This window comes from Kribbella sp. NPDC051587 (assembly GCF_044453945.1).
In the GTDB taxonomy this organism is placed as follows: Bacteria; Actinomycetota; Actinomycetes; order Propionibacteriales; family Kribbellaceae; genus Kribbella.
Genome location: NZ_JBITDE010000001.1, coordinates 593287 through 619103 on the forward strand (window position 1 = coordinate 593287; position 25817 = coordinate 619103).

Consider the following 25817-nt stretch of genomic DNA (forward strand, 5'->3'; position numbering starts at 1 on the left):
GGGGGACTTACTGAGCACCGCCGTCGATCGAGACGGTGTGTTCGCGATGCCAGGTGAGGCGGACCTGGGCACCCCGAAGTTCGAGCTTGTCCTGCACGGAATCGCCTTGGTTCTGTTGCAGGACGAGGAGCGAGCCGCCGGCGTCGAGGTCGACCACGGACTGCGTGGCCGCGCCGAGATAGACGACCTCCCGGACGACGCCGTTCGCCGTACAGCGGCCTGGTTCCGCGGGAGTGTCGACCGGCTGCAGCCTGATCTTCTCCGGCCGCACGGTGAACACTCCCGGCGTACCGAGGATCGCTTCGGCGACCTCGCCGGACAGGAGGTTCGACGTACCGACGAAGCCGGCCACGAAGGCGGTCGCCGGGTGTTCGTACAGCTCGGCCGGTGCGGCCAACTGCTCGATCCGGCCGCCGTTGAAGACGGCGATCCGGTCGCTCATCGTCAGCGCCTCCTCCTGGTCATGCGTGACGAACACGAAGGTGATGCCGACGTCGCGTTGCAGGGCCTTCAGCTCCAGCTGCATCTCACGCCGCAGCTTGAGGTCGAGTGCGCCGAGGGGTTCATCGAGCAGCAGCACCTTCGGCCGGTTCACCAACGCTCTCGCCAACGCGACTCGTTGCCGTTGGCCACCAGACAGCTGACTCGGCTTCCGATCCCCGAACCCGTTCAAGCGCACGGTCTCCAAGGCCTCCGAGGCCTGGGTACGACGCGCGCGACGATCAACGCCCTTGACCCGCAGCCCGTACTCGACGTTCTGCAGCACGCTCATGTGCGGGAACAGCGCGTAGTCCTGGAAGACCGTGTTCACATCCCGCGAGTACGGCGGCCGCCCGGTCACGTCGACGCCGTCGAGCATGATCGTCCCGGCGGTCGGTTCCTCGAAGCCCGCGATCATCCGCAGCACCGTGGTCTTGCCCGACCCGGACGGCCCGAGCATCGAGAAGAACTCGCCCTCGTCCAGATCCAGGTCGACCTCGTCCACGGCGACCACGTCGCCGAAGGTCTTGCGCAGCCCGCGCAGGCTCACCGCGCCCATCAGATCGCCGACATGACGTGCTTGATCCGGGTGTAGTCCTCGACGCCGTACAGCGAGAGGTCCTTGCCGTGCCCGGAATGTTTGAACCCACCATGCGGCATCTCGGCCACCAACGGGATATGGGTGTTCAGCCACACGCACCCGAAGTCGAGTGCGGCCGACATCCGCAGTGCTCGCGAGTGATCCCGCGTGAACACCGACGACGCCAGCCCGTACTCGACGCCGTTCGCCAGCTCCAGCGCCTCGGCCTCGTCCGCGAACGGCTGCACGGTGATCACCGGCCCGAAGATCTCGTCCTGGATCATCTCGTCGTCCTGTCGCAACCCGGTGACGACCGTCGCCTCGAAGAAGTACCCGTCAGCCAAGGCTCCACCCGCTCGTGAGCCACCCAGTACGACGTTCCCGTGCGCGGGCATCCGTGTCAGGAACGCGCGGACCCGGTCGAGTTGCATGCTGCTGTTCAGCGGGCCGAACAACGCGTCCTCATCGTCGGCGAGCCCTGGGCGGGCGTTCTCGCGCGCCCACGACGTCAGCGCTTCGACAAACGCGTCGTGCACCGACGCCTCGACGAGCACCCGGCAGGCCGCCGTACAGTCTTGGCCGGCGTTGAAGTACCCGCCGACTCCAATGGCCTCGGCTGCCGCTGACAGGTCGGCATCGGCGAAGACCACTGCGGGTGCCTTACCGCCCAACTCGAGGTGGGTCCGCTTGAGATCGAGAGCGGCTGTCGATGCGACCTCTGAGCCCGCTCGCGTCGAGCCCGTGATGCTGACCAGCCCCGGCGTCGGATGCGCGACAACTGCTTGCCCGGTCGCGCGATCACCGCAGACCACGTTGAAAACGCCTGCAGGTAAGACCTCTGCGGCAATCTCGGCCATCAGGACCGTGCTCACCGGAGTCGTCTCGGCAGGTTTCAGCACGAGGGTGTTGCCGGCGGCAAGCGCTGGTCCGATCTTCCAGACCGCCATCATCATCGGGTAGTTCCACGGCGTGATCTGTCCGACGACACCGATCGGTTCGCGCCGGATCCACGAGGTGTGACCGGCCAGGTACTCGCCCGCCGCCTTGCCCTCCAACAGGCGCGCGGCGCCGGCGAAGAAGCGCAACTGGTCGACCATGACCGCGAACTCCTCGGTCCGGGTCAGCCCGAGCGGCTTGCCGGTGTTCTCCGACTCGGCCGCGATCAGGTCGTCGGCTCGCGCCTCGATCGCATCCGCGAAGCGGAGCATCATCCGCTGCCGATCGCCCGGCGTCACGCCCGCCCACGCCGGTACGGCGGCGGCCGCGGCCCGGTACGCCGCGTCCACGTCCTCCTCACCGGACAGAGGCGCCGTACCGAAGACCTTGCCGGTGGCGGGATCGACCAGTTCGCTCGTCGCGCCGCTCAGCGCGTCCCGGGACTCGTGACCGATCAGGTTGCGGACAGTTCGCATTGCTCACTCCCAGTGCCGCGGCGACTCGTGGCGGTTAACATATGAAATCAGATGTTAAAGTTCAAGTCATCGGAGAGAATGGCGGGGATCTGTTCCCGAGTCGTTTCCTGAGAGGTGGCCGACGTGGCGGTGCGGTTCTACGGCAGTGGCGCAGCGGCGGTGTTCGCACCGTTGGAGTCACTGAGCCGTTCGGAACTGGTGGCCCGCCGGCTCACCGACGCGATCGCGCTCGGCCTGATCCCGGACTCCGAGCAACTACCCGGCGAGTCCGACCTGGCCGGCATCTTCGGCGTCTCCACGACCACGATCCGCGAGGCGCTCTCCGCGCTGCGCCTGCGCGGGCTGATCGACACCCGGCGCGGCCGCGGTGGCGGCAGCTTCGTCCGGGCCCAGGAGGACATGTCGTCCACGCTGGTCCGGGCCCGGTTGGCCGAGCTGAGCCTGGCGCAGCTGCGCGACCTCGGCGACCACTACGGCGCCATCGCCGGTACGGCGGCCCGCCTCGCCGCCGAGCGTGCGACACCGGACGACGTACGGCGGCTGGTGATGGTGTGCGATGCGCTGGAGAACGCGGAGGGTTCGGGAGCGCGGCGGCGGGCGGATGCGCAGTTCCACATCGAGGTGGCGGCGACAGCGCAGTCCACGCGGTTGTATCGGGCCGAGGTCAGTCTGCAGGCCGAGGTCGGCACGCTGCTCTGGCTGGCCTTCGGTGATGACGACAGCCATCGTCGTACCGTCGCAAGCTGCCGCGACGTGGTGGCGGCCATCGACCGAACCGACGGCGACGCCGCCCGCACCGCTGCCGAAGAGCGGGTCGCGGACTCGACGGCGCGACTGATCGACCTCAGACTGGCCTTGGAGGACTGAGATGAGCACTCACGTTGCGCAGGACACCGCGGCCATCGTCGAACTGGTCAGCGCACTGGCCGGCGAGGCTTTCGGGTTGGCCGATCAGATCGCCGCTACCGCTGCGGCGGCCTTCACCAAGCAGCCTGTCCGGCGTAGTGATCTCAAGGGGATCGCCTCGTTGGTGAAGCCCGCCATCGATGCGCCAGGCAGCCCGATCGCGGGCGCGGGATTCGTCGTCGCGGTCGACGCGCTCGCGGACTCGCGGTGGTGGCTCGAGTGGTTCATGCGCAACAACGGTGCCGCCGAGCGGTTGCTCGTCGACACGGATCCGCGCGGCGACAACTTCTACGACTACGAGTCACTCCCCTGGTACGACGTACCGCGGACGACCGGCCAGCGGCACATCACCGGACCGTACGTCGACTACCTCTGTACCGAGGACTACACCCTGACCTTCACCGTGCCGGTGTTCGCCGGTACGACGTTCGTCGGCGTCGCGGGTGCCGACGTCCGCGTCTTCACCTTCGAGAAGGCCGTACTGCCCTGCCTGCGCGCAATCCACCGCACCGTTGCCGTAGTCAACGACCAGGGTCGCGTCGTGCTCAGCAACAGCGCCCGCCACGTCAGCGGAACCTTGCTCAAGGCACCCGGCCCAGCTCAACCCATCGAAGGCCTACCCCTCAGCCTCGTCGAGATCACCTAGGCAGGTAGGTGTCCAGGTAGTCGTTGCGGAACTTGCCGGTGGGGTCGTAGCGGTTGGCCAGGGCGATGAAGTCTGGGACCTTGGGGTAGCGGGCGGCGAGGGTGGTGGCGTCGGCGGCGAAGACCTTGCCCCAGTGAGGGCGGGCGTCGAGCGGGGCCAGGGCTTCTTCGAGAGCCTCGACGACTGGGCGGACTGCGGTCTCGTCCTGGATCCAGGTGAAGTGCAGGGCTACTGTGTCGCGGCCCTGGCTGGGGCTGAGCCAGAGGTCGGACTTCGCGATGGTGCGGATCTCGGAGACCTGGATGACGTCGGCCAATTGGTTGCCCAGGGCACGGAGGATCTCGACCGCCTCCGGACCGCGCTTGCGCGGGATGAAGTACTCGGACTGCAACTCGTCCCCGTTGCTCGGGGTGAACTCGAGGCGGAAGTGCGGCAGTCGCTCGTTCCACGGTCCCGGTACGCCGCCCTGCTCGGTCGCGTAGTCGGCCGGCATCACCTTGATCGGGTGCCGGGGGCCGTCGGCAACCTTCGCCCCGAGCCACTCACGGTCGAACTGCGGTGACTTCTGCTTGCGCCAGACCATCACGTCGGGATCGACCCAGTCGGTGAACGCGCTGACGCTGTAGGCGCTGCCCATCACCGCGTCGAAGTTCGACTGCAGCCGCTTCACCGGCAAACCGTCGTACACGACCTGGCTGATGTTGTACGTGCGCTGGACGTTGAGGGTCAGGCTGACGATCACTCCGAGCGCGCCGAGCGCGACGACCGAGCCGTTGAAGTCGGGGTCGTCACGCGTCAGCGTGACGAGCGAGCCGGACGAGTCGATGAAGGTGATCGCGTAGACGGCGTCGGCGAGTGGGCCGTTGGTGTCGCCGGATCCGTGTGTCCCGGTGGCACAGGCGCCGGCCACCGAGATGTGCGGGAGCGAGCCGAGGTTGTGCAGCGCGAGGCCGCGCGCCTGCAGGGCCGCGGTGACCTCGCCGTACCGGAGGCCGGCCGAGATCGTGGCGCCCGACGTACCGATCTCGAGCCGCTTCGGCAGGTCCGCGATGGTCAGTAGCGTGCCCGTCGTATCGGCGATCCGGTTGAACGAATGCCCGGTCCCGAGCACCCGCACCTTCTCCGACTTCGCCACCAGCTCCTGCAGTTCGGCCACGGATCGTGGTCGTTCGAGCACGCTGGAGAATTCGACGTTCCCGGCCCAGTTCGCGACCACAGCAAACCCCTTCCGTCGTACCAGTCCCCAACGACTCTTTCACACCCTCGCGCGTTAAGGTCGCAGAATGCGATTTTCGATGACCCGCCGCCGGGTCGCCCTCACCCTCGGACTGGCCGGCCTGCTGGCCGCCGGTACCGCCACCACAGTCGCACTGACCGGCTCCGACGCCTCGCAGGCGGCGACCACGTCGACCGCCGCGGCGACGCGCGCGATCAGCTGCAGCACCGCCGCCGGGGGCAAGCACTTCTACGACGGCCCGTCGGCGTCCAAGGTGTATGACGCCCGGTTCAGCAACAGTGCCGCGCTGCCCAAGCTCGCCTCCTACGTGCCGCAGGGCATCGGCACCTGGTGGAACTGGTCCGGCTCCAAGGACCTGCTGCTGGTGACGATGTACCACACCGGCAAGCAGTCGCTGATCGTCGGCATCGACCCCACCACCAACAAGGTCGTCGGCGACGTCGCGATCGCCGAGACCCACGGCGGCGGCATCACCACGTCGATGGGCTGGGCCTTCGTGCAGGGGAGCACCAACGGCATCCGCAAGTACAAGCTGTCCACGCTCGCGGCCGCGATGAAGAAGGCCGGTACGCCGTACGTCAAAGCCGTCGGCTCCGAGCGCAAGGTGTACGGCGCGTCGTTCCTGACCAGCTACGGCGACTCGCTGTGGTCGGGGAAGTTCAACGACAAGGGCCGCGACAAGATGTACGAGTACAAGATCAAGAGCAACGGGACCCTGGTCACCGTCAACAAGGCCTGGGAGATCCCCACCAAGACGCAGGGTCTGCTCGTCACCAAGACCCACTTCGTCTTCAGCACGTCGTACGGGCGGACCAACCTCGGCAACCTGTACGTCGTCCGTCGCGGCCAGCCGGATCTGGACAAGGCCAAGCTGTCCTGCTTCCGCGCCCCGAGCATGTCCGAGGGCATCACCGAGTACGGCGGCCGCGCGTACCTGGTGTTCGAGTCGGGTTCCTACGCCTACCGCTCGGACCCGAAGACCAAGAACGTGATCACGCACCTGCACAAGGCCACGATTTCGTCACTGACCAGCCTGGCGTGACCCGGTCGGGCGCCGTCCGATGGTTGGATGGCGCCCGATGACCATCTGCTTCTCGATCGCCGGGTTCTGGTTCCTGATCTTCCTGATCAGCTTCCTGTACGACCGGCGGCTGTTCCGCAACAGCGTCTTCCTCGTGATCGCGCTGATGTTCGCCGGGCTCGGCGGGCTGTTCGCGATCGCGGAGGTGAACCGCACGCTGGCCGAACTGGTCGCCTACGGGATCCTCTTCCTGATCCCGGTGACGATCGCCGTCCTGGCGGTCTTCCTGGTGGTCAACGGCGTCACGATGCTGCGCCGTGAGGGCCGCCGCCCGGCCAACCTGCTGTCGCTCGCGGCCGGGCTCGGGATCTTCGGACTGGTGATCTTCGGGATCATCTCCCGGCTGATCGACTCGCGGCCGCTGTCGGCCTTGCTGACCGCGATCGGCGGGGTGCTGACCTACGTCTCGTTCCTGTTCGTGTGTTTCCTGATCTACGCGTTCGTCTACAGCCGGGTCCGGTCGTCGCGCAAGATCGACTTCGTGATCGTGCTCGGCTCGGGACTGCGCGGCTCGCGCGTCCCTCCGCTGCTGGCCAGCCGGCTCGACCGCGGCAAGCTCGTCTACGACCGGGCGATCCGTAAAGGCCGCAGCACGATGGTGATCACCTCGGGCGGCCAGGGGCCGGGCGAGGACATCCCCGAGTCGCACGCGATGGCGACGTACCTGATCGAGCGCGGTGTGCCCGAGACACAGATCCTGCGCGAGGACCGCTCGACCTCGACCACCGAGAACCTGCTGTTCAGCCGGGCCCTGATGGTCGAGCGCGTGCCGAAGTACCGCTGCCTGATCGTCACGAACAACTTCCACGCGTTCCGCGCCGCGCTGACCGCGCGCAAGGTGAAGGTCAACGGCCAGGTGGTCGGCTCACCCACCGCGCGCTACTACTGGCCGACGGCAACCATCCGCGAGTTCGTCGCGATCCTGTTCAGCCACAAATGGATCAACGGCATCATCTGCGGCTTCCTGTTCCTGCTCCCCTTCGTCCAGTTCGTCTAGGTCAGCATCAGTACGGCGGCGACGATGCCCGCGAGGACGATGAGGGCGCGGAGGACGCCGCTCGGGATGCGGCGGCCGATGTGGGAGCCGACGTAGCCGCCGACGAGTGAGCCGGCGGCCAGGAGAGTGGCGGCCGTCCAGTTGATGTCGGTGACGACGACGAAGATCGCGCTGGCGACGACGTTTGCCGCGAGCAACGACAGGGTCTTGAGGCCGTTGACGACGCGGAGTTCGAGGTCCAGGCCGAGGGCGAGCACCGCCATCATCATCACTCCGGCACCGGCGCCGAAGTAACCGCCGTACACGCCGGTCAGCGCGGTGAAGACATACGTTGCCGGGGACATCGACGTACGGAGACCATGGGGGTGGTCGCTCCGGGCGCGCAGCCAGCGCGAGATCCGCGGCTGGACGCCGACGATCAGACAGGTGAACAGGATCAGCCAGGGTGCCGCGGCGGCGAAGACGCCGGGTGGCAGGGCGAGCAGCAGTACGACGCCACCGATCGAACCGACCGCGCAGATCACCACGACCGCGATCGTGATCGGCCGTGGTACGTCCCGGATCTCGCGGCGGTAGCCGAACGAACCGGAGAGGGCGCCGGGCAGCAGGCCGATCGTGTTCGACACGTTCGCGACGACCGGTGGGATGCCCAGGGCAATCAAAACAGGGAAGCTCAGCAACGAAGCAACGCCGACGGTCGAGGTCAGGATGCCCGCGCCGAACCCGGCAGCAATCACCGCAAGATGCTCTGCCCCGCTCATGCCACCACTGTATTGACAGCAGCACCATCGGCCTATTGGCTAGGCCACTCCGCCCCAACAACTGTGAGGTAAGCCACCATGGGACCTGAGTGGGTTGCGATTCTGGCGCTGATCGCGCTGTTCGTCGTGGGCACCGTTCTGCCGATCAACATGGGCGCGCTCGCGTACGTCGCGGCATGGCTGGTCGGCATGTACTCGCTGCACCTGAGCGAGAAGGAGATCCTGGCCGGCCTCAGCGGTGATCTCGTCCTGACGCTGATCGGTGTCACGTTCCTGTTCGCGATAGCGCGGAACAACGGCACCGTCGACCTGATAGTCGCGGGCGCCGTCCGAGCCGTCGGCGGGCGGGTCGCGCTGATCCCGTGGGTGATGTTCACGGTGACCGCCGTCCTGACCGCGATCGGGGCTGTCAGCCCGGCGGCCTGCGCGATCATCGGGCCGATCGCGCTCGGCTTCGCGCAGCGGTACAAGATCAGCCCGCTGATGATGGGCATGCTCGTCGTCCACGGCGCGCAGGCCGGCGGCTTCTCGCCGATCAGCATCTACGGCACGATCACCAACTCGGTGATGGCCGACAACGGCCTCCCGAACAGCGAGCTGACCGTCTTCCTGTCCAGCCTGGCCGTCAACCTGGTGCTGGCGGCGATCCTGTTCGTGGTCCTCGGCGGACGCAAGCTGATGTCGCAGCGCGCCGATGAGGTCGAGCCGGACGACTCCGACGAGAAGCACGGGGCGACCCGCGACCAGATCCTGACGCTCGTCGCGTTCCTCGGGGTCGCGGTCGTCGCGCTGGCCTTCGACAAGAACATCGGGTTCGTCGCGATCACCGCCGCGGTCATCCTGGCGATCCTCTCCCCGCTCAAGAACAAGGACGCCGCCAAGCAGGTCGCCTGGCCGACCGTCCTGCTGGTCGCCGGTGTCAGCACGTACGCCGCGATCCTCACCGAAGCGGGTTCCCCGCAGTTCGTCGGCAAGTGGGCCGCCGGACTCGGTGCGGCCGTGATCGGCGCGCTCGTGCTCTGCTACGTCGGCGGCGTGGTCTCGGCGTTCGCCTCGTCGGCCGCACTTCTGCCAGTGATCATCCCGATCGCACTGCCACTGATCGCGCATGGCCACCTGAGCGCCGGGTTGTTCGTCGCCGCCCTCGCCGTCTCGTCAACCATCGTCGACGTCAGTCCGTTCTCCACGAACGGCGCGCTGATGCTCGCGAACCGGCCGGACACGATCGCGGAACCCGTGTACTACAAGCAGATCCTCACCTACAGCGTGATCGTCGTGCTGGCCGGACCGCTCCTGGTCTGGGCCGCCCTGGTGGCGCCAGGGTGGTGACCGCTACTTGGTGATGATGGCGACCAGTTCTGATGGGCAGGACAGGAACGGCGAGTGGCCTGAGTGCAGCCGCTCGACCGTTCCTGCGCGCTGCGCCATCGCCTCCTGCGCGAACACCGGAATCGCGTTGTCGTCATCACAAACGACGTACGTGCTCGGAGTCGTGTGCCACGCGGCCGCGGTGAGCTCCTCGGTCGCCACCGCATAGCTCTGCGTCTCAAGCCGCCGTACGGCGTCCGCCGGGTTCTCGACGTCGTTGAAGAACACGAGCTCCGGGGTCAGCGGCCGGAACACCTCGCCCTCGATCTGCCACCACGGTGGCGGCGTACCACCGATGGCCTTGAGGAGTGACTCGCCGACATCCAGCAGGAACGCGGTGACATAGATGATCCGTTGCACCTCGGGCAGTCCCGCAGCACCTTCGGTCGCCGGTTCCCCGCCGTACGAATGTGCGACCACGACGACCGGCCCACCGATCGCAGTGATGGCCTCGCGGACGGCCTTGGCGTCATCATGCAGTCCGTACCGAACCTCACCCGCTGGCGCCACGCTGGGCAGGTCAACGGTCTCGACCCGCCACCCCTGGTCGACGAGCAGCGAACGCACCGCTTCCCAGCACCACGAGCCGTGCCAGGCGCCATGCACCAACAGCACCGCAGGACGTCCGGACATCAGGTCCTCCATTCACCAGGTGGCCTCAGTGCACTCCCCCACCACCCCGTCGGCAAGCGCGCCCTTCCACTGAGCGGAAGTGGGTTTGCAGCATCCTGCAGCCGCGTTGATGCTGCTCCCGGCGCAAGGCAGACTGCTCTAGTGACCGGGCAGCTACGCATCGAGATCCTCGGACCGCTGCGCGTCTTCTGGCAGGACGAACCGGTCGCCCTCGAGGCCCAACGACTGCAGACTCTGCTGGCCGTTCTCGCCCTGCGCGCCAACCAGGTCTGTACGGCGGAAGACCTCCTCGACCTGGTCTGGGACGACAAGCCACCAGGCACCGGCCTCAAGATCCTCCCGCCGTACATCTACCGCCTCCGCCGGGTTCTCCCCACCGAAGTCCTGCAGCGCACCACGAACGGCTACATCCTCCGCCTCCCACCCGGCACCCTCGACATCGCCGACTTCGAAGCCGCCGCCGATCACGCCGCCGCATTGCGCGACAACGGCGACCTGGACGGAGCCGCGACTGCCTACACCCAAGCCCTCGACCTCTTCCGCGGCGAACCACTCGCTGGGCTCCCCGGCCAGTTCCTGGCCGCGCAACGCCGCCGCCTCACCGAACGCCGCAACAAGGTCTTCGCCGACCGCGTCGACGTCGACCTGGCCCGCGGCCACACCACCGACCTGATCGCCGAACTCGTCCCGGCCGTAGCCGCCCACCCCTTCGACGAACGCCTCGCCGGCCAACTCATGCAGGCCCTCACCGCCGACGGCCGCCAAGCCGAGGCACTCGACCTCTACACCCGAACCCGCCAAACCCTCATCGACCAACTAGGCATCGAACCCGGCCCCGCCCTCCGCGACCTGCACCAATCCATCCTCCGCAACGAGTCCGCGGCCACCACCACCCGCGACGAACTCCCCTACGCCGGCGCCGTCTTCGTCGGCCGCGAACCCGAGCTCGATCGGCTCACCAGCGCGCTCGAAAGCCGCAGTACGTCGGCGCCACCGGTCGTCGCCATCGACGGCATGGCCGGTTCCGGGAAGACGGCGCTCGCGCTGCATGCCGCGCGACGGCTGGCGGATCAGTACCCCGACGGCCTCCTGTTCGCCGACCTGCACGGTCATACCTCCGGGCGCGGGCCGCGCGACGTGAAGTCGGCACTCGACCACCTGCTCGCCGGTGCCGGAGTCACAGCGACAGCCATCCCGCCCGGTCTGGAGGAAGCACGGGCCTTGTGGCGGACCACCGTGGCGGGCCGGCGCCTGCTGATCGTGCTGGACAACGCCCGGGACAGCAGTGCCGTAACGTCGTTGCTACCCGGCTCGCCGACCTGCGGCGTGGTCATCACCAGCCGCGCTCAACTGACCGGACTGGACGTCCACGAGCGGATGCATCTCGACCTGCTCTCCCCGGTCGATGCGACCGCCCTGCTCAGCCGACTGATCGGCGCCGAGCGAGCTGCCGCCGATGTTGCCGCTAGCAACGGTCTGATCGAGCGCTGCGGCAACCTGCCACTGGCGCTCCGGATCGCCGGCGCCCGGCTTCGCTACCGACCGGCCTGGACCGTTGCCCATATCAACGATCGCCTGGACCGGGTCGGCCGCCGGCTGCCCGAACTCAGCACCGACGGTCTCGCCGTCTCGACGGCGTTCGAACTCTCCTACGAACAACTGCCGGTGGAGCAGCAGCGGTTCTTCCGCCTGCTCGGTCTGGTCCCGGGTGCCGACCTCGACCAGTACGGCGCTGCTGCGCTGACCGGGCTCGACCCGGCCGAGGCGTCGGACCTGGCCGAGTCCCTGGTCGACGCCAACCTGCTGCTCCAGCGCGCGCCCGGCCGGTACGAGTTTCACGACCTCCTGCGCGAGTATGCCCACCGCCTGGCCCTGGACACCGACGCACCCTCGCTACGCAGCGCCGCCAGAGACGGTCTCCTCGAGTACTACCTGCAGGCCTGCTTCCATCCGTTCATCACGGAGGAGGGCCAGCGATACTTCGACCCCGGTCCCCGGCCCCCACACGCAACACCACGGCACGCGACGGCCAAGGGGGCACGGGCCTGGGGAGACGCGGAGGCCGACAACCTTGCCGCCGCGGTCGAGTACGCGGCGACGACCGATGATCCTGTCCGCACGTGGCAGCTCGCGCTGGCCGTCGCGGGCTACCTGGAGCGCCGAGGCAAGGTCCAGCAGCAGGACCGGATCCTGGCGCTCGGGCTGACGGCCGCAGAGGTCGTCGGCGACAAAGAAGTCCAGTCCAGGGTTCTGCTCGCCACCGGCACCCTGAACCGGCAACGGCGCGGCGCTCACTTCGCTGCCGAGAAGCTCCGGCGCGCGCTCGACATCCTGCCCGCGGAAGGCGACCTGCTCCTTCGTGGCCTGCTGCATTCGGCCCTCGGCGCGGCGCTGCGCACCCTGGATCCGCTCGGTGAATCCTTGACGAACCTCCGGGAGGCGACGCGGATCGGCCGTGAGCTGAAGCACGAACCGCTGATCGCGCAGAGCCTCACCTACACCGGAATCATGTACACGAACGTCCCGGACGACGCGGCCGCCGTCGAGGCCTACGTGGAGGCCATCGAGATCCTCAACCGGATCCAGCGCGGCGGCATGATGTCCGAGGCTCTGAGCGGACTGACCAACAGCTACCTGGCGATGGGCCGGGTCGAGGATGCGATCGCGACCGCGACCGCCGCCTACGACCTGTCCGTCGAGATCGGCAACAAGATCAGCCTGCCGTGGGCGCTCGGCTCCCTGGGGAGTGCCTTCCGGGCCAACGGCGAGCTCGAACGCGCTGTCGAGATTCATCGCCAGGCCGTCGCAGCGGCCGAAGAGGTCAACATGGTTCTGACTATCTGGGCCATGCAGCTGTCGCTGGGCGAGAGTCTGCTGGCCATCGGCGACACCGCCGGAGCGCTCGCCTGCTACCAACCCGTCCTGACCGAATCGACGGCCGCGAAGGACTACATCTACGTGGTGGAAACACTGTCGCTCCTGGCGGACCACGCCGTGACCGTCGACGACCGGGAGGCCGCTGTCGGCTACCTCACCCAAGGTCTCGCTGTCGCCGCCGAGCACACCCCGACCCGTTGCCCCGGTCTGCGCGAGAAGCTGGCCAAGCTCACTGGGTGAGGCAGTCGGTGGCGTTGTTGCGCCACTGGTGGTTGTAGCGGCCGGCGACTTTGGTGACGAAATCCTCGATGCGGTTGTTGTCTACGGCATCGAGTTTCTCCAGGCGTTGCCAGGCGGTGAGGGCGATGCCGTTCGGGAGGTCGGGGTAGGGGGCGACGATCACGTCGCGCGGGTGGCGGCGGCCGATGCGTTCCAGGCGGTCGATGTCGGCGGGCGACGTACTGGCGGCGTACTGGAGGAGGACGTGGCCGTGTTCGAGGATGTGGACCTGGAGTTCGGGTGGGATGGGGGCTCGGTAGATGCCGGGGATGACGACGCGGGGTGAGTGCGGTCCGGAGGTGGGCGGAACGGTCTTGTACGGCGCGTGCGGAGCGTTCTGGTAGGCGAGGTGACGGTTACCTTCGAAGGGTTGGGGCGTGCCGGGGACTTCGTTGCAGGGAAGGGCTTTGCGGTCGTTGAACTGGCCGAGGAGGACGCCGAAGGCGAAGCTGGACATGGTGAGGACGCTGAGGGTGGTGACGAGGATGCCGACGACCAGGCCGGTGCGTTTCTTCATGCTGCGGCCCTTCGGCGGTTGCGGATCCAGACGCCCAGCGGCAGGAAGACGTTGAGGGACGTGAAGGCGAGCAGGACCAGGCCTTCGCACCAGTAGAGGCTGAAGGGCGGGGCCTGCAGCAGTACGCCGAACGCCCAGCCGAAGGTGACCTTTGCACTGGGCAACAAGAAGTGGACGGCGAACCAGACCATCCAGATCAGCCCGGTGAGATAGAGCAGGCGATACCAACGGGCTACGCGCAGATCGCGGTCGTGGGCCGTGGCCATCACCGCTTGCTCGGCCGGGGTCAGACGTCGTACCAGGCGTTTGAGAGACAGGCGGGTGACCTGGTGCAGGTTGCCGCAGCCGGTGGCGGTGGCCATCACGAGGTACATGTCGGTGCGGAGGTAGGCCAGGGTTTGGAAGGCGAGTTTGGCGACCTGGCTGAGGACGACCATGGCGAGGATGCGGATGAGCATCGGCGACAGGTCGATCCAGCCGCGCGACCAGGCGTAGCGGGGTGCGACGGCGAAGAACAGAATGACGCTGTCGATCGCCATCCCGGCCAGAAACGGGCCGTAGCGCTTGGCCGGAGGGAGCGCCCACAGGCCGGACAGATCGGTCTCTAGGACAGGGAAGATGCCGCGCCGCTCAAGGCGAAGTCGCGACGGTACGCCGACGGCCGCGCCCGCGAACGCGTGCCAGATCTCGTGCAGGAAGGTCAGTGCGATGACGACCACGTTGGTGACCAGGAGACTCGCGACGATGTCCGGGAAGACGAACGTGTCCTCGTACGTCGGTCGCAGCGACGGCTCGATCACGAACATCACCAGGGTCACGGCCAGGCAAGCGCCGTACAGGGTCCAGGCGGTCGGTCCGAAGAACGGGCGGACGAGCCTGGCCGGGATGCGCGAGATCGACCAGTGCTCGGCGGTTTCAGTGCTGCGGGTGATCCCGGCCTCGTGCAGGACCTCCAGGAAGTCGGCGGCGTCGATCTCTTCACCGGTTTCCTGGTGGAGCTGCGCGGCTGCCTCCTCGGCGGTGCGGCCGGCCATGAACAGTTCGACCAGACGGGCACCTAGCTCGGGTACGACGACGAAGTTGCCGCTGGCCGGATCGCCGACGACATACTCGTCCTCGCCCTCTTTCCGTACGACCACATGGGCGAGGCTCATGTCCACCCGCAGGTCGCGCAGGTGGTGCCGGGCGTCGGGCGGACCGTGTAGTGGTAGGTCAGGTCGGTCAGGCTGAGGTGGAACATCAGGCCGCGCGTCGTCGTCGGAATGCCGCCGAGGTGGTAGACCGCGTCCAGCGCCGCGAGGTGGCCGGTCAGGTTGGCCGTCGGCGCGATCACCGCGTGGCCGGTGAACGGGAACAGATCCTCAGGCTCTTGACCGTACTGGTCGCGCAGCCGATCGCGGACGCTCGGCAGGCAGTCCGGGCAGCACGTCTCGCCCGGGACGAAGAGGCCGACGACCGCCATCGGACCGGCGTACTGGGCAAGCATCCAAGGTGTTCCGGTGCGGAGCGCGGCCTCGTTGGTCCACTCGCGGATCGTGTGCATCGGCTGGTCGGCGCAGAGGATCATCAGGTCGGCCTGGTCCATCAGGTAGGCGACCGCATCGGCCGAATCGACCTTGAGCTCCTCGCCGGTGACGACGGCATGCTGGTTGATCTTGCTCAAACGCTCGACTGCGACCGGGATCTTCGGCTTGCCGAGATCGTCTTCGGTGTAGAGCAGCTGGCGGGTGAGGTTGCCGGCCTCGATCACGTCGAAGTCGGCGCAATGCACGGCTCCCACCCCGGCCGCGACCAGCGAGGCGGCGACTGCAGAACCAGTTCCACCAAGACCCAGTACGACGACCTTGCTCGCCTTCAGCCGGGCCTGTACGTCGTACCGGGAGGGGCGCGGAGTGAGGTCGACCCACGCGTAGTAGGTGAGCGCGCGGTCATAGCGGTCGATCTCCTCCGCGCTCAGACTGTCGGGTGGTGGAGCGGCGGCATCCTCGACGTACCCGGCATCGATGATCGCCTGCATCGCCTCGGTGCCTTCATCCGCCGAGAGGCCGGGATGCTTTACACACAAGGCTTTGACGATCTCCGTACGCGTCCGGCTGCCGTCCATCAGGCCCAGCAGGTGCCAGACCATGCCGTCCTCGTCGTCGATCTCGGCGCCGATCCCCTGCTGCCGGCCGCCGACCGTCACCAGCGTCGGCGTCAGTCGGGTCGGTTTGTGGATGGGTTTCACCCGCGGCCTGTCCATGTCCCTCCCCAGGAAACGAACCGGGACGTGGTTGGCCCCACGCCCCGGTCCTGTTCAGATGCTGGTGACTAGCCGCAGAGCTCGTTGCGGCAGCCGGGGTCGGTCACGATGACCGCGGTGGTCTCCAGCTTCTCGAGCCGGCGCACCATGATCTTGCGCGGTTCCGGCTTGGTCTCGATCTTCTCCATGACGGTTTCCCCTCTTCGTGGGCGGCAACTGCAAGGAAACGGCGGGCCCACCGCGAGCTCAGTAGAACATCGATTTCCGGCGCTCCGGGATGGGGGAAATCCCCACGATTTCGGACCCTTTTCAAACCCTCGACTGAGAATCGGTACCGGTCAGCGACGGCCAGACCGAATGCGTCACTCCGTCCACGGTGGCGCCGGCGAATTGCAGCATCGGCGCCAGCTCGGCATTGTTCTGGGCCGGGAAATTCAGCTTCGGGGTGGAGACCTCGTCCAGCCGCGCGCGGGCGTCGGCCGGGAGCTCCAGCGCGAGCGACTGCAGATTCGCGCGCAACTGTTCGAGGTGGCGGGCGCCGAGGATCGTGGACGTCACGCCCGGCGTCCCGCGCACCCACGCGAGCGCCACTTCGGCGGGCGTCGTACCGAGCTCGTCGGCAGTGGCGCGAACCGCGTCCAGGACCGGGTACGCCGACGTCGGCGGCCGGTTGCCTTGGCTCCGAATCGTGTCTTCGGGCTCGGCGGCGCCGGTGTGGAACTTGCCGGACAGCCAGCCGCCCTTGAGCGGCGACCACGGCAGGACGCCGGCGCCGAGCGACCGGGCCATCGGCAGCAACTCGCCTTCCGCGGTCCGCTCGAGCAGTGAGTACTCGGCCTGGATCGCGATCACCGGCGCCCAGCCGTGCGACCGGGCCAGCACGATCGCCTCGGCCGTGGCCCACGCCGGTACGTCGGAGAATCCGACGTACCGGATCTTGCCGGCACTCACCAGATCGTCCAGCGCGCGCAGGGTCTCCTCGCGCGGGGTGGCCAGGTCGAAGTTGTGCAGCCAGTAGAGGTCCAGGTAGTCGGTGCGGAGCCGGCGCAGCGAGTCCTCGACCTGGTGCAGGATCGCCTTCCGGCCGGCGCCGCCGCCGTTGGGGTCGCCGGGGTGCAGGTTGACGAAGAACTTCGAGCCGAGGACGAGGCGGTCGCGCAGACCGGGGTGCCCGGTCAGCCAGTCGCCGATGATGACTTCGGAGTGGCCGTTGGTGTAGATGTTCGCGGTGTCGATCGAGTTGCCGCCGGCGTCGACGTACTCGTCGAGCATCCGCTCCGAGTCCGCGACCGAGGCACCCCAGCCGTGGTCCTCACCGAACGTCATGGTGCCCAGCGTGGCCGGGCTGATCCGCAGTCCCGAGCCCGGGACGGTGCGATAGGAATCCAAGGTGGTCATGGCTTCGAGTCTTCTTCCGAGGCCTCGGCATTCGTAGCCGGATCCGCCCGGGTTCTTGCCTGATCCGCTCCCTCGCGGTCTCGATCGGGCAAGTCGGGGTTTACTGGAAGCGTGGACCCCTTGACCTCCTTGCGCGACCTGGTGCTGGCGATGACCGGCGCTCCCGACCGGCGGATCGACGTCGACGGGATGACGCTGGTGCAGAACTCGCGGCCGACGATGTCGATGGGTTCGACCACGACGCCGACGGTCGCGTTCGTGCTGCAGGGAGCGAAGCAGTCGACGGTCGGAGACCAGCTCTACGAGTACCGGGCCGGTCAGTTCCTGATCGTGACGGTCGATCTACCGATGATCGGGCGGGTCGTCGAGGCCTCGGACCAGACGCCGTTCGTCGGGTTCGGGATGCCGTTACGGCCGGCGTTGATCGCAGAACTGCTGCTCGAAGGTCCGGCCGAACTCCGCCGGTTGCCGGGGCGCGCCGTACCGGGTCTGGCGGTCAGTACGGCGGATGACCACTTGCTCGATGCGATCACCCGGCTGCTGCGACTGCATCGTCGACCGGCGGACTACCAGGTCCTGGCGCCCGGGATCATCCGGGAGATTCATTGGTGGTTGCTGACGGGCTCGCAGCAGTCGCTGGTTCGGCCGCTTGGTGACACAGAGTCCGGTACGACGCTCGTCGCGGCGGCCGTGCGGTGGATCCAGCAGAACGTGGATCAGCCGCTGCGGGTTGATGAGTTGGCTGCTGGGGTCGGGGCTGGTGTGTCCACGCTCAATCGGCACTTCCGGGCGGTGACCCGGCTGAGCCCGCTGCAGTACCAGAAGGCGCTCCGGCTGCAGCGTGCCCGGCTCGCGCTGCTGTCGACCCGGACCGAGATCGCGCGGATTGGGCACGACGTCGGGTACCAGTCGCTGTCGCAGTTCAGCCGGGAGTACCGGCGGATGTTCGGCGTACCGCCGTCGGCCGACCGCGCCGCCGGGGCCTGAGCCGCGACTTAGGCGGTTGACCCAACAAAGTCGCGACAAACGCTTCCCAGGAAGCATTCGGAAACCTTAGAGTCCCCACTGCCACGGATAGTCCGCCGTCCATCACCATCCGTGGCGTGAGGAGCTTCCATGCGTCCACGCGTTGGTGTCTGGTTGTTCGGAGCCCGAGGATCGGTCGCGACCACGACCGTGGCCGGCGCGGCCGCGCTCGCCCACGGTGCGCCACCGGCCGGGGTCGTCACCGCCCAACCGGCCTTCGAGAGTGCCGGACTGGTGCCGATCGAGAGCCTGGTCTTCGGCGGTCACGACGTGACCGACACTCCGCTCACGAAACAAGTCGAGCGACTCGTCGCCGGTGGAGTCCTGCCCGCCGGGCTCGACGGGCTGATCGCCGCGGAACTGGCCGCGGCCGAGGGGAACCTGGTGGTCCTCCCGGTCGCATCTACCCAGTCCGAGGTCATCGAACTGATGGCCGCGGACATCCGCGCGTTCCGGGAACGGCATGGGCTGGAACGAGTGGTCGCGATCAACGTCGCCTCGACCGAGCCGCCGTACCAGGTCCCGTACGACGACGTCGCCGTACTGCGGTCCGCCCTTGGCGAAGGCAGTCCGTTGCCGGCAAGCTGCATGGCGGCGCTGGCGGCGTTCGAGGCGGGGGCGTCGTTCATCGACTTCACGCCATCGACGTCGATCCGGCCGCAGGTGATCCGCGACTGGGCGGTCGACCGCGGCCTACCGTTCGGCGGGCAGGACGCGAAGACGGGCGAGACGCTGGTGAAGAGCGTGCTCGCGCCGATGTTCACCGCCCGGGCGCTGCCGGTGCACGCGTGGTCCGGCACCAACCTCCTCGGCGGCGGTGACGGCGCGACCCTCGCCGATCCGCGCGCGGCCGAGTCGAAGAACGTCTCCAAGGAACGCGGCCTCGCCGACATGCTCGGCCCCGACGTCGCCGGCCAGGTCCACATCGACTACGTCGATCCCCTCGGCGACTGGAAGACCGCCTGGGACCACATCCTGTTCTCCGGCTTCCTCGGCGTCCGCATGACCCTCCAATTCACCTGGCAAGGCTGCGACTCCGCCCTAGCCGCACCGCTCGTCCTGGACCTAGCGCGCCTCTCCGCCCTAGCCCTGGACCGCGGCCACACAGGCCCCATGCCCTTCCTAGGCTTCTACTTCAAAGACCCCATCGCCTCCACCGAGCACTCCCTAACCACCCAGTACGACGCCCTACTCACGTGGGCCCAGTCATGACCGCCCCAACCCCCCACCCGAACGGGCAACCCCCCACTCCGCCCGGCAACCCTCCATCCCCCACAGGCAACCCTCCAACTCAGGGGATGCCCACTCGGCTACAGGGTTGCCCCCTGAAAATCTCGATGGGCAACCCTCCAACTGGGTGGATATCCCCTCAGCTGGAGGGTTCGCGCACGGGGGTCGCGGGGACCGCAGGGTGGGTTCCATCAACGGAGGCTGAGTGGGTCCCGCCGACGGATGCACGGTGGGTTCACTCGCGCCGGCACGGTGGGTTCACTCGCGCTGGTGTTGTTGGGCTCGGGCGAGTGGCGCCAGTGTGCGGACACCACTCGAGTGTGCCGACCGTGTCGCCGGATATCGATTTCTGGCGACACACTCCTTCCACTCGCTTGCACAGAGCCCACATTCGCACGGTGGGTTCACTGGCGGGGGCACGGTGGGTTCACTCGCGCCGGCACAGTGGGTTCACTCGCGCGGGCGGGGTGGAGGCGGTTGCGGGGGCGCGGTGGGGGCGGTTGCGGGTGGGCGGTTGGGGGTTGGCGTGTTGAGGGCGTTGGTGGAGTTGGTTCGGGCGCCGGCTGGGTTGACGGTGCCGGGGGATGTGTTGGCGGGGGCTGCGGCGGCTGGGGATTTGCGGGTCGGGCGGTTGGTGGGGTTGTCGGCGTCGTCGGTCTGCATCTATTGGGCTGGGATGGCTTTGAACGACTGGGCCGACCGGGAGCTGGATGCGGTGGAGCGGCCGGAGCGGCCGATTCCTTCGGGGCGGGTGTCGGCGCAGACTGCGTTCACTCTTGCGGCCGGGCTCACTGCGGGCGGGCTGGTGTTGTCCGCAGTCGCGGGTGGGCGATCGGCGTTGGCGACGTCCACGGCACTGGCGGCTACTGCGTGGACGTATGACGTGATGGCGAAGAACACGATTGCTGGGCCGGCGGTGATGGCGACCGCGCGGGCGCTCGACGTACTGGTGGGGGCGGGTGATCAGCGGCGGCGCGCGTTGGGGCCGGCGTTGTCTGTTGGTGCGCACATTCTTGGGGTCACCACGTTGTCGCGGGGTGAGGTGCATGGAGGTACGCCATTGCCCGCGCGAGCGAGCTTGGCGGTGAGTGCGGCGCTGACCGCTGCAACCGCCCAGCGCGCCACGGACTGGAAACAGTTGGTATGGCGGCGGCGAAGCACGGCTGCCGAGGTGACCACGGCTGCGCTCGCGGGGTGGTTCGCGCGGTCCGTCGTACCGGCGCAGGCCGCAGCCGCTCGGGAGCCTGACGCGAAGAACATTCGGAGTGCCGTGGGTGCGGGCATTCATGGGTTGGTGCCGTTGCAGGCGGCTTGGGTTGCGCGCTCGGGAGCGCCGCGGCTCGGCGCCGGGTTGGCGCTGGCGTTTCCATTGGTGAAGGCGTTGGCGAAGAAGGTGTCGTCGACATGAGGCTCGGCTACGGGACCAACGGGTTCGCGAACCATCGGCTGGCCGATGCTCTCGCCGTGATCGCCGACCTCGGGTACGACGGGGTCGCGCTGACCCTCGATCACAACCACCTGGACCCGTTCGAACCCGGGCTGCGTGAGCGGACCGCCGAGGTCGGGCGACTACTGGAACGCCACCAGCTAGCCGTCGTGATCGAGACTGGCGCACGCTATGTGCTGGATCCGTTCCGCAAGCACGCACCGACCCTGCTGCACACCGACGGCGCCGACCGGCGGATCGATCTGCTCAAACGCGCGATCGAGATCTCGGCCGATCTCGGTGCGGAGGCGGTCTCGTTCTGGTCCGGCATCCTCCCGCCCGACGTGGAGCCGACGGTCGGCTGGCAACGCCTCGTCGCCGGGTGCGAACAACTCGCCGGGTACGCCGCCGACCGGGGCGTGCGGCTCGGGTTCGAACCGGAGCCGGGGATGCTGGTCGACGACCTGGCCGGCTATCTCAATCTGCAGGCCGAGGTGGGCAGCGACGCCCTCGGGCTGACGCTCGACATCGGCCATCTGGTCTGCAACGAGTCGCAATCACCACCCGCCTGCATCCGCGCCGGAGCGCCGTACCTGGTGAATGTGCAGATCGACGACATGGTGCGCGGCGTCCACGAGCACCTCGAGTTCGGGACCGGTGAGGTCGACTTCCCGCCGGTCTTCGAAGCCCTTCGCCAGATCCAGTTCACCGGCCTCGTCGCCGTCGAACTCCCCCGCCACTCCCACGCCGCGCCGACCATCGCGCGCGACTCCATCACCTTCCTGCGGGAGGCACAACGATGAAGGCCGCCGACCTTCCCGTCGATGTCTCCGCCCTCCGCGACCGGCCCCTGGCCGAGGTGTTCCCGGCCGTCGGCCGGATCGTCGGTCGCGAACTGCTCGGCAACGGCTGGACCACCGACGAGGCCGCCCGCGCCGTCCTGCTCGGTACGGCGAGCGCCGCCGAGATCGCCGAGATCTACCGGTACGGCGATGCTGCCGAGAAGCGTGCTGTCCTCAAGGCCTTCGCGTTGGACGAGGTCGCCGCCACCATGAGCGCACGTGGTGTCGACCTGCTCGACGATGCCCTGCGCACCAATGATCCGCGGCTGATCACCGCCGCGCTCGGATCGCCGTACGCCACCGAGAAGTTGCCGCCGGCAAGTTTTCGGCAGGCCGTGCTGAAATGCGTCTTCTCCGGGATCCCGCTGGCCGAGGTCGACGGCCTGCCGGACCGGGTGGACGCCGAACTGCTCCGGATGATGACCGACTTCGCGGCCGAGAGGAGGGCCGCCGGCCGCGCCGTCCCCGCCGATCTCACGCCGTACCTCAGCATTTCCGACGAGAGGTGACTCGACCGATGCGCATCTTCGACCCGCACATCCACATGACGTCCCGGACCACCGACGACTACGCGGCGATGGCCGCGCACGGTGTCCAGGCCGTCGTCGAACCGGCCTTCTGGCTGGGTCAGCCGCGGACCAGCGCCGCTTCGTTCGTCGACTACTTCGACGGGCTGATCGGCTGGGAGCCGTTCCGCGCCTCGCAGTACGGGATCAAGCACCACTGCACGATCGCCCTGAATCCCAAGGAGGCCAACGATCCGCGCTGTCGCGAGATCCTCGACGTCCTGCCGCGGTACCTGGCCAAGGACGGGGTGGTCGCCGTCGGCGAGGTCGGGTACGACTCGATGACACCGGCCGAGGATTCCGTGTTCGCGGCGCAGTTGGAGCTCGCGGTCCGGTTCGGGCTGCCCGCGCTGGTGCACACGCCGCATCGCGACAAGGCGACCGGTACGGCGCGAACGCTCGACGTGGTGCGCGAATCGGGGATCTCGCCTTCGTTCGTCGTTGTCGACCACCTGAACGAGGTCACGGTCGAGGAGGTCGCGAACTCGGGCTGCTGGATGGGTTTCTCGATCTACCCGGACACGAAGATGGACCCGGACCGGATGGTCGCGATCCTGCAGCGCTTCGGTCTTGAGCGGGTGCTGGTGAACTCGGCCGCGGACTGGGGGCGCTCCGATCCGTTGCGGACCTATGCGACCGGTCAGGCGATGCTCGCCGCGGGGTTTTCCGATGACGAGGTCGATCGGGTGCTGTGGCGGAATCCGGTGGAGTTCTACGGGCAGTCCGGGCGGCTTGACCTGAGCTCGGGTGAGCCCGCCGAGACCTATGCGGGCAACTCGATTCTGCGGGGAGCCCGGGCATGAGGTTCCGGCATCCCGACGGGTCGCTCGTCCATCTCGCCTACTGCACGAACGTTCATCCGGCCGAGGACCTCGACGGGGTGATCGCGCAGCTCGACGGCTGTTCCGCGTTGGTGCGGAAGGAGCTCGACGTACCGGTTCTGGGGGTCGGGTTGTGGCTCGCTTTCGAACTCGCCGACCAGTTGGCCAACTCACCGGAGGCCTTGCATCGGCTGCGGGTCGCGCTGGCGCGGAACGGGCTGGAGGTCGTGACGTTGAACGGCTTCCCGTACGCCGGGTTCCACGACGAGGTGGTCGGGAAGAAGGTCTATCTACCGGACTGGACTCAGCCGGAGCGACTCCATTACACGCGCAACCTGGTCGACGTACTGGCTCAGTTGCTGCCGCCGGACGCGTCGTACGGGTCGATCTCGACGCTGCCGTTGGCCTGGCGAGACCCGTGGACTGTCGAGCAGGACACGCGAGCGCGGGCCGCGGTGAGTCGGCTTGAGATGCACCTTGCGCGGACCGAGGAGTCAACCGGGCGGCAGATCCGGGTGGCGTTCGAGCCCGAGCCGGGTTGTGTGATTGAGCTGGTGCCGCAGGGTGCGGAGTGGCTCAAGCCGTACGGCGAGGGTGGGCGGATCGGGTTGTGTCTCGACACGTGTCATCTCGCGGTGCAGTTCGAGGAGCCGGCTGAGGCCTTGGCTGTGTTGGATGCGGCCGGGGTTCCGGTTGTGAAGAGTCAGGTGTCGGCGGCGCTGCATGTGGCTGATCCGGGTGATCCAGAGGCGCAGCGGTTGCTGGCGGAGTTTGCCGAGCCGAAGTTCTTGCATCAGACGCGGGAACGCGGTGGGCTCGGGATCGACAATCTGGATACTCGCGATCAACTGGCCGGGCGGGATGCCTGGCGGGTGCACTTCCATGTGCCGGTGCATGCGGCGCCGCGACCGCCGTTGAGCAGCACGACCGACGTACTGGAGGAGTCGCTCGCTCACCTTGTGGGTGGTGCGCATCCGCGGACCCAGCATCTGGAGTCCGAGACCTATACGTGGTCCGTGCTTCCGTCATCGCCGCGGGATACGGCGGAGCTCGCCGAGGGCATCGCCGGTGAGCTCGCCTGGTTGCGTTCGCGGATCACTGCGCTTGGTTTGGAGGCCTTGTGAGTCGGCAAGTGGTGGTCATCGATGTGGTCGGGCTGACGCCGCGGTTGCTGCGGAAGATGCCACGGTTGCGGTCGTTGCCGTTGACAAGGAATCTCGGGACGGTGTTGCCGGCGGTGACGTGTTCGGCGCAGGCGACGTTCCTGACCGGTTCACTGCCGACCGAGCATGGGATCGTGGGGAACGGCTGGTACTTCCGGGACCTCGGTGAGGTGTTCCTGTGGCGGCAGCACAACCGGCTCATCCAGGGCGAGAAGGTGTGGGACATCGCCCGCCGCAGCGAACCGTCGTACAAGGTGGCGAACGTCTGCTGGTGGTACGCGATGGGCGCGGAGACCGACCTGCTGGTGACGCCCCGGCCGATCTACTACGCCGACGGGCGGAAGTCGCCGGACTGCTACACGCGGCCGGTGTCGCTGCACGATCGGTTGACGTCGCGGTTGGGTGACTTCCCGTTGTTCAACTACTGGGGACCGACGGCGAGCATGAAATCGAGCCAGTGGATCATCGACGCGGCTCGGGACATCCTCGCGACGGATTCGCCTGACTTGTTGCTGACTTATGTGCCGCATCTGGACTACGACCTCCAGCGGTACGGCGCTTCATCGGTCGAGGCGACGCGGGCTGCGATCGCGCTGGACGCCGTACTGGCTCCGTTGCTCGACGATGCCGAGGCTCGGGGCGCGACGGTCGTCGTACTGTCGGAGTACGGGATCACGGACGTCAGTCGTCCGGTCGATGTGAACCGGCTGCTGCGTCGCGAGGGCCTGCTCGAGGTGCATACGCAGGACGGGATGGAATACCTCGACCCGTGGGCGTCGCGAGCGTTTGCTGTTGCTGATCATCAGATCGCTCATGTGTATGTGAAGGACCCGGCAGATCTCGATGAGGTTGGGAAGCTGCTGGCCGGGTTGCCCGGGGTCGCCGAGGTATTGGATGCCGAAGGCAAGAAACAGTACGGTCTCGACCACGAGCGGGCCGGTGAGCTGGTGGTGGTCGCCGAGCCCGACGCCTGGTTCACCTACTACTACTGGCTCGATGACGACCGCGCTCCCGACTTCGCGCGCGCCGTCGAGATCCACCGCAAACCCGGCTACGACCCGGCGGAGCTCTTCTTCGATCCCCAGGATCCGTTGGTCAAGCCCCGAGCGGCCTCCTACCTCCTCCGCAAGAAGCTCGGCTTCCGCTACACCATGCAGGTGGTCCCGCTCGACCCCTCCCCCGTCCGCGGCTCCCACGGCCGCCTCCCCGACAACCCCGAAGACGGCCCCGTCTTCCTCAGCACCGATCCCGACCTGGCCGCCGAAGGCCCGATCCCGGCAACCGCCGTACGGGATCTGCTCCTCAAAGCCGCGGGTCTCGCCTGAACCC

At 67.8% G+C, this 25817-nt stretch carries 23 protein-coding genes; 14 read left to right on the forward strand and 9 right to left on the reverse strand.

What is annotated here, in order from left to right; translation table 11 throughout:
- Positions 1-7: 7 nt before the first annotated feature.
- Positions 8-1039: an ABC transporter ATP-binding protein gene (locus tag ACIA49_RS02855; protein ID WP_396375374.1), complete on the reverse strand. Its 1032-nt coding sequence runs from the start codon at positions 1037-1039 to the stop codon at positions 8-10.
- Entirely contained in the window at positions 1039-2472 is a 1434-nt protein-coding gene (locus ACIA49_RS02860) for a gamma-aminobutyraldehyde dehydrogenase (RefSeq protein ID WP_396375375.1), read from the reverse strand. The genes ACIA49_RS02855 and ACIA49_RS02860 overlap by 1 nt, the downstream gene beginning before the upstream one ends.
- 123 nt (positions 2473-2595) lie before the next feature.
- Here ACIA49_RS02860 and ACIA49_RS02865 point away from each other — a divergent pair, with 123 nt between their 5' ends.
- Together ACIA49_RS02865 and ACIA49_RS02870 are read left to right on the forward strand one after the other, a co-directional pair.
- Complete coding sequence (locus ACIA49_RS02865) at positions 2596-3339, forward strand: FadR/GntR family transcriptional regulator (RefSeq protein WP_396375376.1); 744 nt, start codon at positions 2596-2598, stop codon at positions 3337-3339.
- A 1-nt stretch (position 3340) separates the two neighbouring features.
- A complete protein-coding gene (locus ACIA49_RS02870; RefSeq protein WP_396375377.1) occupies positions 3341-4024 on the forward strand; it encodes a cache domain-containing protein in 684 nt (227 codons plus the stop codon).
- Here the strand turns inward: ACIA49_RS02870 and ACIA49_RS02875 are convergent.
- On the reverse strand, positions 4017-5240 hold the full coding sequence (locus ACIA49_RS02875) for a D-arabinono-1,4-lactone oxidase (RefSeq protein WP_396375378.1): 1224 nt from the start codon (positions 5238-5240) through the stop codon (positions 4017-4019). The two genes, ACIA49_RS02870 and ACIA49_RS02875, sit on opposite strands and share 8 nt — an antisense overlap.
- Before the next feature lie 67 nt (positions 5241-5307).
- Here ACIA49_RS02875 and ACIA49_RS02880 point away from each other — a divergent pair, with 67 nt between their 5' ends.
- Positions 5308-6303 (forward strand): hypothetical protein, encoded by a 996-nt coding sequence (locus ACIA49_RS02880; protein ID WP_396375379.1) that lies wholly within the window; start codon positions 5308-5310, stop codon positions 6301-6303.
- 37 nt (positions 6304-6340) lie between these two features.
- Entirely contained in the window at positions 6341-7339 is a 999-nt protein-coding gene (locus ACIA49_RS02885; RefSeq protein WP_396375380.1) for a YdcF family protein, read from the forward strand.
- Here the strand turns inward: ACIA49_RS02885 and ACIA49_RS02890 are convergent.
- Positions 7336-8100, reverse strand: a complete 765-nt coding sequence (locus ACIA49_RS02890; protein WP_396375381.1) for a sulfite exporter TauE/SafE family protein — start codon at positions 8098-8100, stop codon at positions 7336-7338. The genes ACIA49_RS02885 and ACIA49_RS02890 overlap by 4 nt on opposite strands.
- Before the next feature lie 78 nt (positions 8101-8178).
- Here ACIA49_RS02890 and ACIA49_RS02895 point away from each other — a divergent pair, with 78 nt between their 5' ends.
- Positions 8179-9429 carry an SLC13 family permease gene (locus ACIA49_RS02895; protein WP_396375382.1) on the forward strand — a complete coding sequence of 417 codons (1251 nt, stop codon included), beginning with the start codon at positions 8179-8181 and terminating at the stop codon, positions 9427-9429.
- A 3-nt stretch (positions 9430-9432) separates the two neighbouring features.
- On the opposite strand, the gene ACIA49_RS02900 is transcribed toward ACIA49_RS02895, so the two are convergent.
- Positions 9433-10101 carry an alpha/beta fold hydrolase gene (locus ACIA49_RS02900; protein WP_396375383.1) on the reverse strand — a complete coding sequence of 223 codons (669 nt, stop codon included), beginning with the start codon at positions 10099-10101 and terminating at the stop codon, positions 9433-9435.
- A gap of 141 nt (positions 10102-10242) precedes the next feature.
- Between ACIA49_RS02900 and ACIA49_RS02905 the strand changes: the two genes are divergently transcribed.
- On the forward strand, positions 10243-13218 hold the full coding sequence (locus ACIA49_RS02905; protein WP_396375384.1) for a BTAD domain-containing putative transcriptional regulator: 2976 nt from the start codon (positions 10243-10245) through the stop codon (positions 13216-13218).
- Here ACIA49_RS02905 and ACIA49_RS02910 read toward each other — a convergent pair.
- The 4 genes from ACIA49_RS02910 to ACIA49_RS02925 all read right to left on the reverse strand — a co-directional run bounded on the left by ACIA49_RS02910 (position 13208) and on the right by ACIA49_RS02925 (position 17414).
- Positions 13208-13774 (reverse strand): DUF3105 domain-containing protein, encoded by a 567-nt coding sequence (locus tag ACIA49_RS02910; RefSeq protein ID WP_396375385.1) that lies wholly within the window; start codon positions 13772-13774, stop codon positions 13208-13210. The two genes, ACIA49_RS02905 and ACIA49_RS02910, sit on opposite strands and share 11 nt — an antisense overlap.
- Positions 13771-14928, reverse strand: coding sequence for a hypothetical protein (locus tag ACIA49_RS02915; RefSeq protein WP_396375386.1), 1158 nt, complete (start codon positions 14926-14928; stop codon positions 13771-13773). The genes ACIA49_RS02910 and ACIA49_RS02915 overlap by 4 nt, the downstream gene beginning before the upstream one ends.
- Positions 14925-16016, reverse strand: a complete 1092-nt coding sequence (locus ACIA49_RS02920) for a HesA/MoeB/ThiF family protein (protein WP_396375387.1) — start codon at positions 16014-16016, stop codon at positions 14925-14927. Before ACIA49_RS02920 ends, ACIA49_RS02915 begins: the two co-directional genes overlap by 4 nt.
- 309 nt (positions 16017-16325) lie before the next feature.
- Positions 16326-17414: an aldo/keto reductase gene (locus tag ACIA49_RS02925; protein ID WP_396375388.1), complete on the reverse strand. Its 1089-nt coding sequence runs from the start codon at positions 17412-17414 to the stop codon at positions 16326-16328.
- Positions 17415-17525: 111 nt separating this feature from the next.
- Between ACIA49_RS02925 and ACIA49_RS02930 the strand changes: the two genes are divergently transcribed.
- The 8 genes from ACIA49_RS02930 (at position 17526) to ACIA49_RS02965 (ending at position 25813) form a co-directional block, all read left to right on the forward strand.
- Positions 17526-18401: an AraC family transcriptional regulator N-terminal domain-containing protein gene (locus ACIA49_RS02930; protein WP_396375389.1), complete on the forward strand. Its 876-nt coding sequence runs from the start codon at positions 17526-17528 to the stop codon at positions 18399-18401.
- 129 nt (positions 18402-18530) lie between these two features.
- Positions 18531-19652: an inositol-3-phosphate synthase gene (locus ACIA49_RS02935; protein ID WP_396375390.1), complete on the forward strand. Its 1122-nt coding sequence runs from the start codon at positions 18531-18533 to the stop codon at positions 19650-19652.
- A gap of 559 nt (positions 19653-20211) precedes the next feature.
- Complete coding sequence (locus ACIA49_RS02940) at positions 20212-21078, forward strand: SCO3242 family prenyltransferase (protein ID WP_396376029.1); 867 nt, start codon at positions 20212-20214, stop codon at positions 21076-21078.
- Entirely contained in the window at positions 21075-21899 is an 825-nt protein-coding gene (locus tag ACIA49_RS02945) for a sugar phosphate isomerase/epimerase family protein (protein WP_396375391.1), read from the forward strand. Before ACIA49_RS02940 ends, ACIA49_RS02945 begins: the two co-directional genes overlap by 4 nt.
- A complete protein-coding gene (locus ACIA49_RS02950) occupies positions 21896-22447 on the forward strand; it encodes an EboA domain-containing protein (RefSeq protein ID WP_396375392.1) in 552 nt (183 codons plus the stop codon). Before ACIA49_RS02945 ends, ACIA49_RS02950 begins: the two co-directional genes overlap by 4 nt.
- A gap of 8 nt (positions 22448-22455) precedes the next feature.
- On the forward strand, positions 22456-23307 hold the full coding sequence (locus ACIA49_RS02955) for a TatD family hydrolase (RefSeq protein WP_396375393.1): 852 nt from the start codon (positions 22456-22458) through the stop codon (positions 23305-23307).
- Entirely contained in the window at positions 23304-24449 is a 1146-nt protein-coding gene (eboE, locus tag ACIA49_RS02960; RefSeq protein ID WP_396375394.1) for a metabolite traffic protein EboE, read from the forward strand. Before ACIA49_RS02955 ends, eboE begins: the two co-directional genes overlap by 4 nt.
- A complete protein-coding gene (locus tag ACIA49_RS02965) occupies positions 24446-25813 on the forward strand; it encodes an alkaline phosphatase family protein (protein ID WP_396375395.1) in 1368 nt (455 codons plus the stop codon). Before eboE ends, ACIA49_RS02965 begins: the two co-directional genes overlap by 4 nt.
- The last annotated feature ends 4 nt before the right edge of the window (positions 25814-25817 follow it).

What these genes read in the sequence shown, in the direction of transcription:
- ACIA49_RS02910 (WP_396375385.1), bottom strand. Translation starts at nt 13,774, where the DNA reads ATGAAGAAACGCACCGGCCTGGTCGTCGGCATCCTCGTCACCACCCTC.
- eboE (WP_396375394.1), top strand. Translation starts at nt 23,304, where the DNA reads ATGAGGTTCCGGCATCCCGACGGGTCGCTCGTCCATCTCGCCTACTGC.
- ACIA49_RS02895 (WP_396375382.1), top strand. Translation starts at nt 8,179, where the DNA reads ATGGGACCTGAGTGGGTTGCGATTCTGGCGCTGATCGCGCTGTTCGTC.
- ACIA49_RS02950 (WP_396375392.1), top strand. Translation starts at nt 21,896, where the DNA reads ATGAAGGCCGCCGACCTTCCCGTCGATGTCTCCGCCCTCCGCGACCGG.
- ACIA49_RS02920 (WP_396375387.1), bottom strand. Translation starts at nt 16,016, where the DNA reads ATGGACAGGCCGCGGGTGAAACCCATCCACAAACCGACCCGACTGACG.
- ACIA49_RS02880 (WP_396375379.1), top strand. Translation starts at nt 5,308, where the DNA reads ATGCGATTTTCGATGACCCGCCGCCGGGTCGCCCTCACCCTCGGACTG.
- ACIA49_RS02885 (WP_396375380.1), top strand. Translation starts at nt 6,341, where the DNA reads ATGACCATCTGCTTCTCGATCGCCGGGTTCTGGTTCCTGATCTTCCTG.
- ACIA49_RS02855 (WP_396375374.1), bottom strand. Translation starts at nt 1,039, where the DNA reads ATGGGCGCGGTGAGCCTGCGCGGGCTGCGCAAGACCTTCGGCGACGTG.
- ACIA49_RS02925 (WP_396375388.1), bottom strand. Translation starts at nt 17,414, where the DNA reads ATGACCACCTTGGATTCCTATCGCACCGTCCCGGGCTCGGGACTGCGG.
- ACIA49_RS02955 (WP_396375393.1), top strand. Translation starts at nt 22,456, where the DNA reads ATGCGCATCTTCGACCCGCACATCCACATGACGTCCCGGACCACCGAC.
- ACIA49_RS02915 (WP_396375386.1), bottom strand. Translation starts at nt 14,928, where the DNA reads ATGAGCCTCGCCCATGTGGTCGTACGGAAAGAGGGCGAGGACGAGTAT.
- ACIA49_RS02890 (WP_396375381.1), bottom strand. Translation starts at nt 8,100, where the DNA reads ATGAGCGGGGCAGAGCATCTTGCGGTGATTGCTGCCGGGTTCGGCGCG.
- ACIA49_RS02900 (WP_396375383.1), bottom strand. Translation starts at nt 10,101, where the DNA reads ATGTCCGGACGTCCTGCGGTGCTGTTGGTGCATGGCGCCTGGCACGGC.
- ACIA49_RS02860 (WP_396375375.1), bottom strand. Translation starts at nt 2,472, where the DNA reads ATGCGAACTGTCCGCAACCTGATCGGTCACGAGTCCCGGGACGCGCTG.
- ACIA49_RS02935 (WP_396375390.1), top strand. Translation starts at nt 18,531, where the DNA reads ATGCGTCCACGCGTTGGTGTCTGGTTGTTCGGAGCCCGAGGATCGGTC.
- ACIA49_RS02870 (WP_396375377.1), top strand. Translation starts at nt 3,341, where the DNA reads ATGAGCACTCACGTTGCGCAGGACACCGCGGCCATCGTCGAACTGGTC.
- ACIA49_RS02945 (WP_396375391.1), top strand. Translation starts at nt 21,075, where the DNA reads ATGAGGCTCGGCTACGGGACCAACGGGTTCGCGAACCATCGGCTGGCC.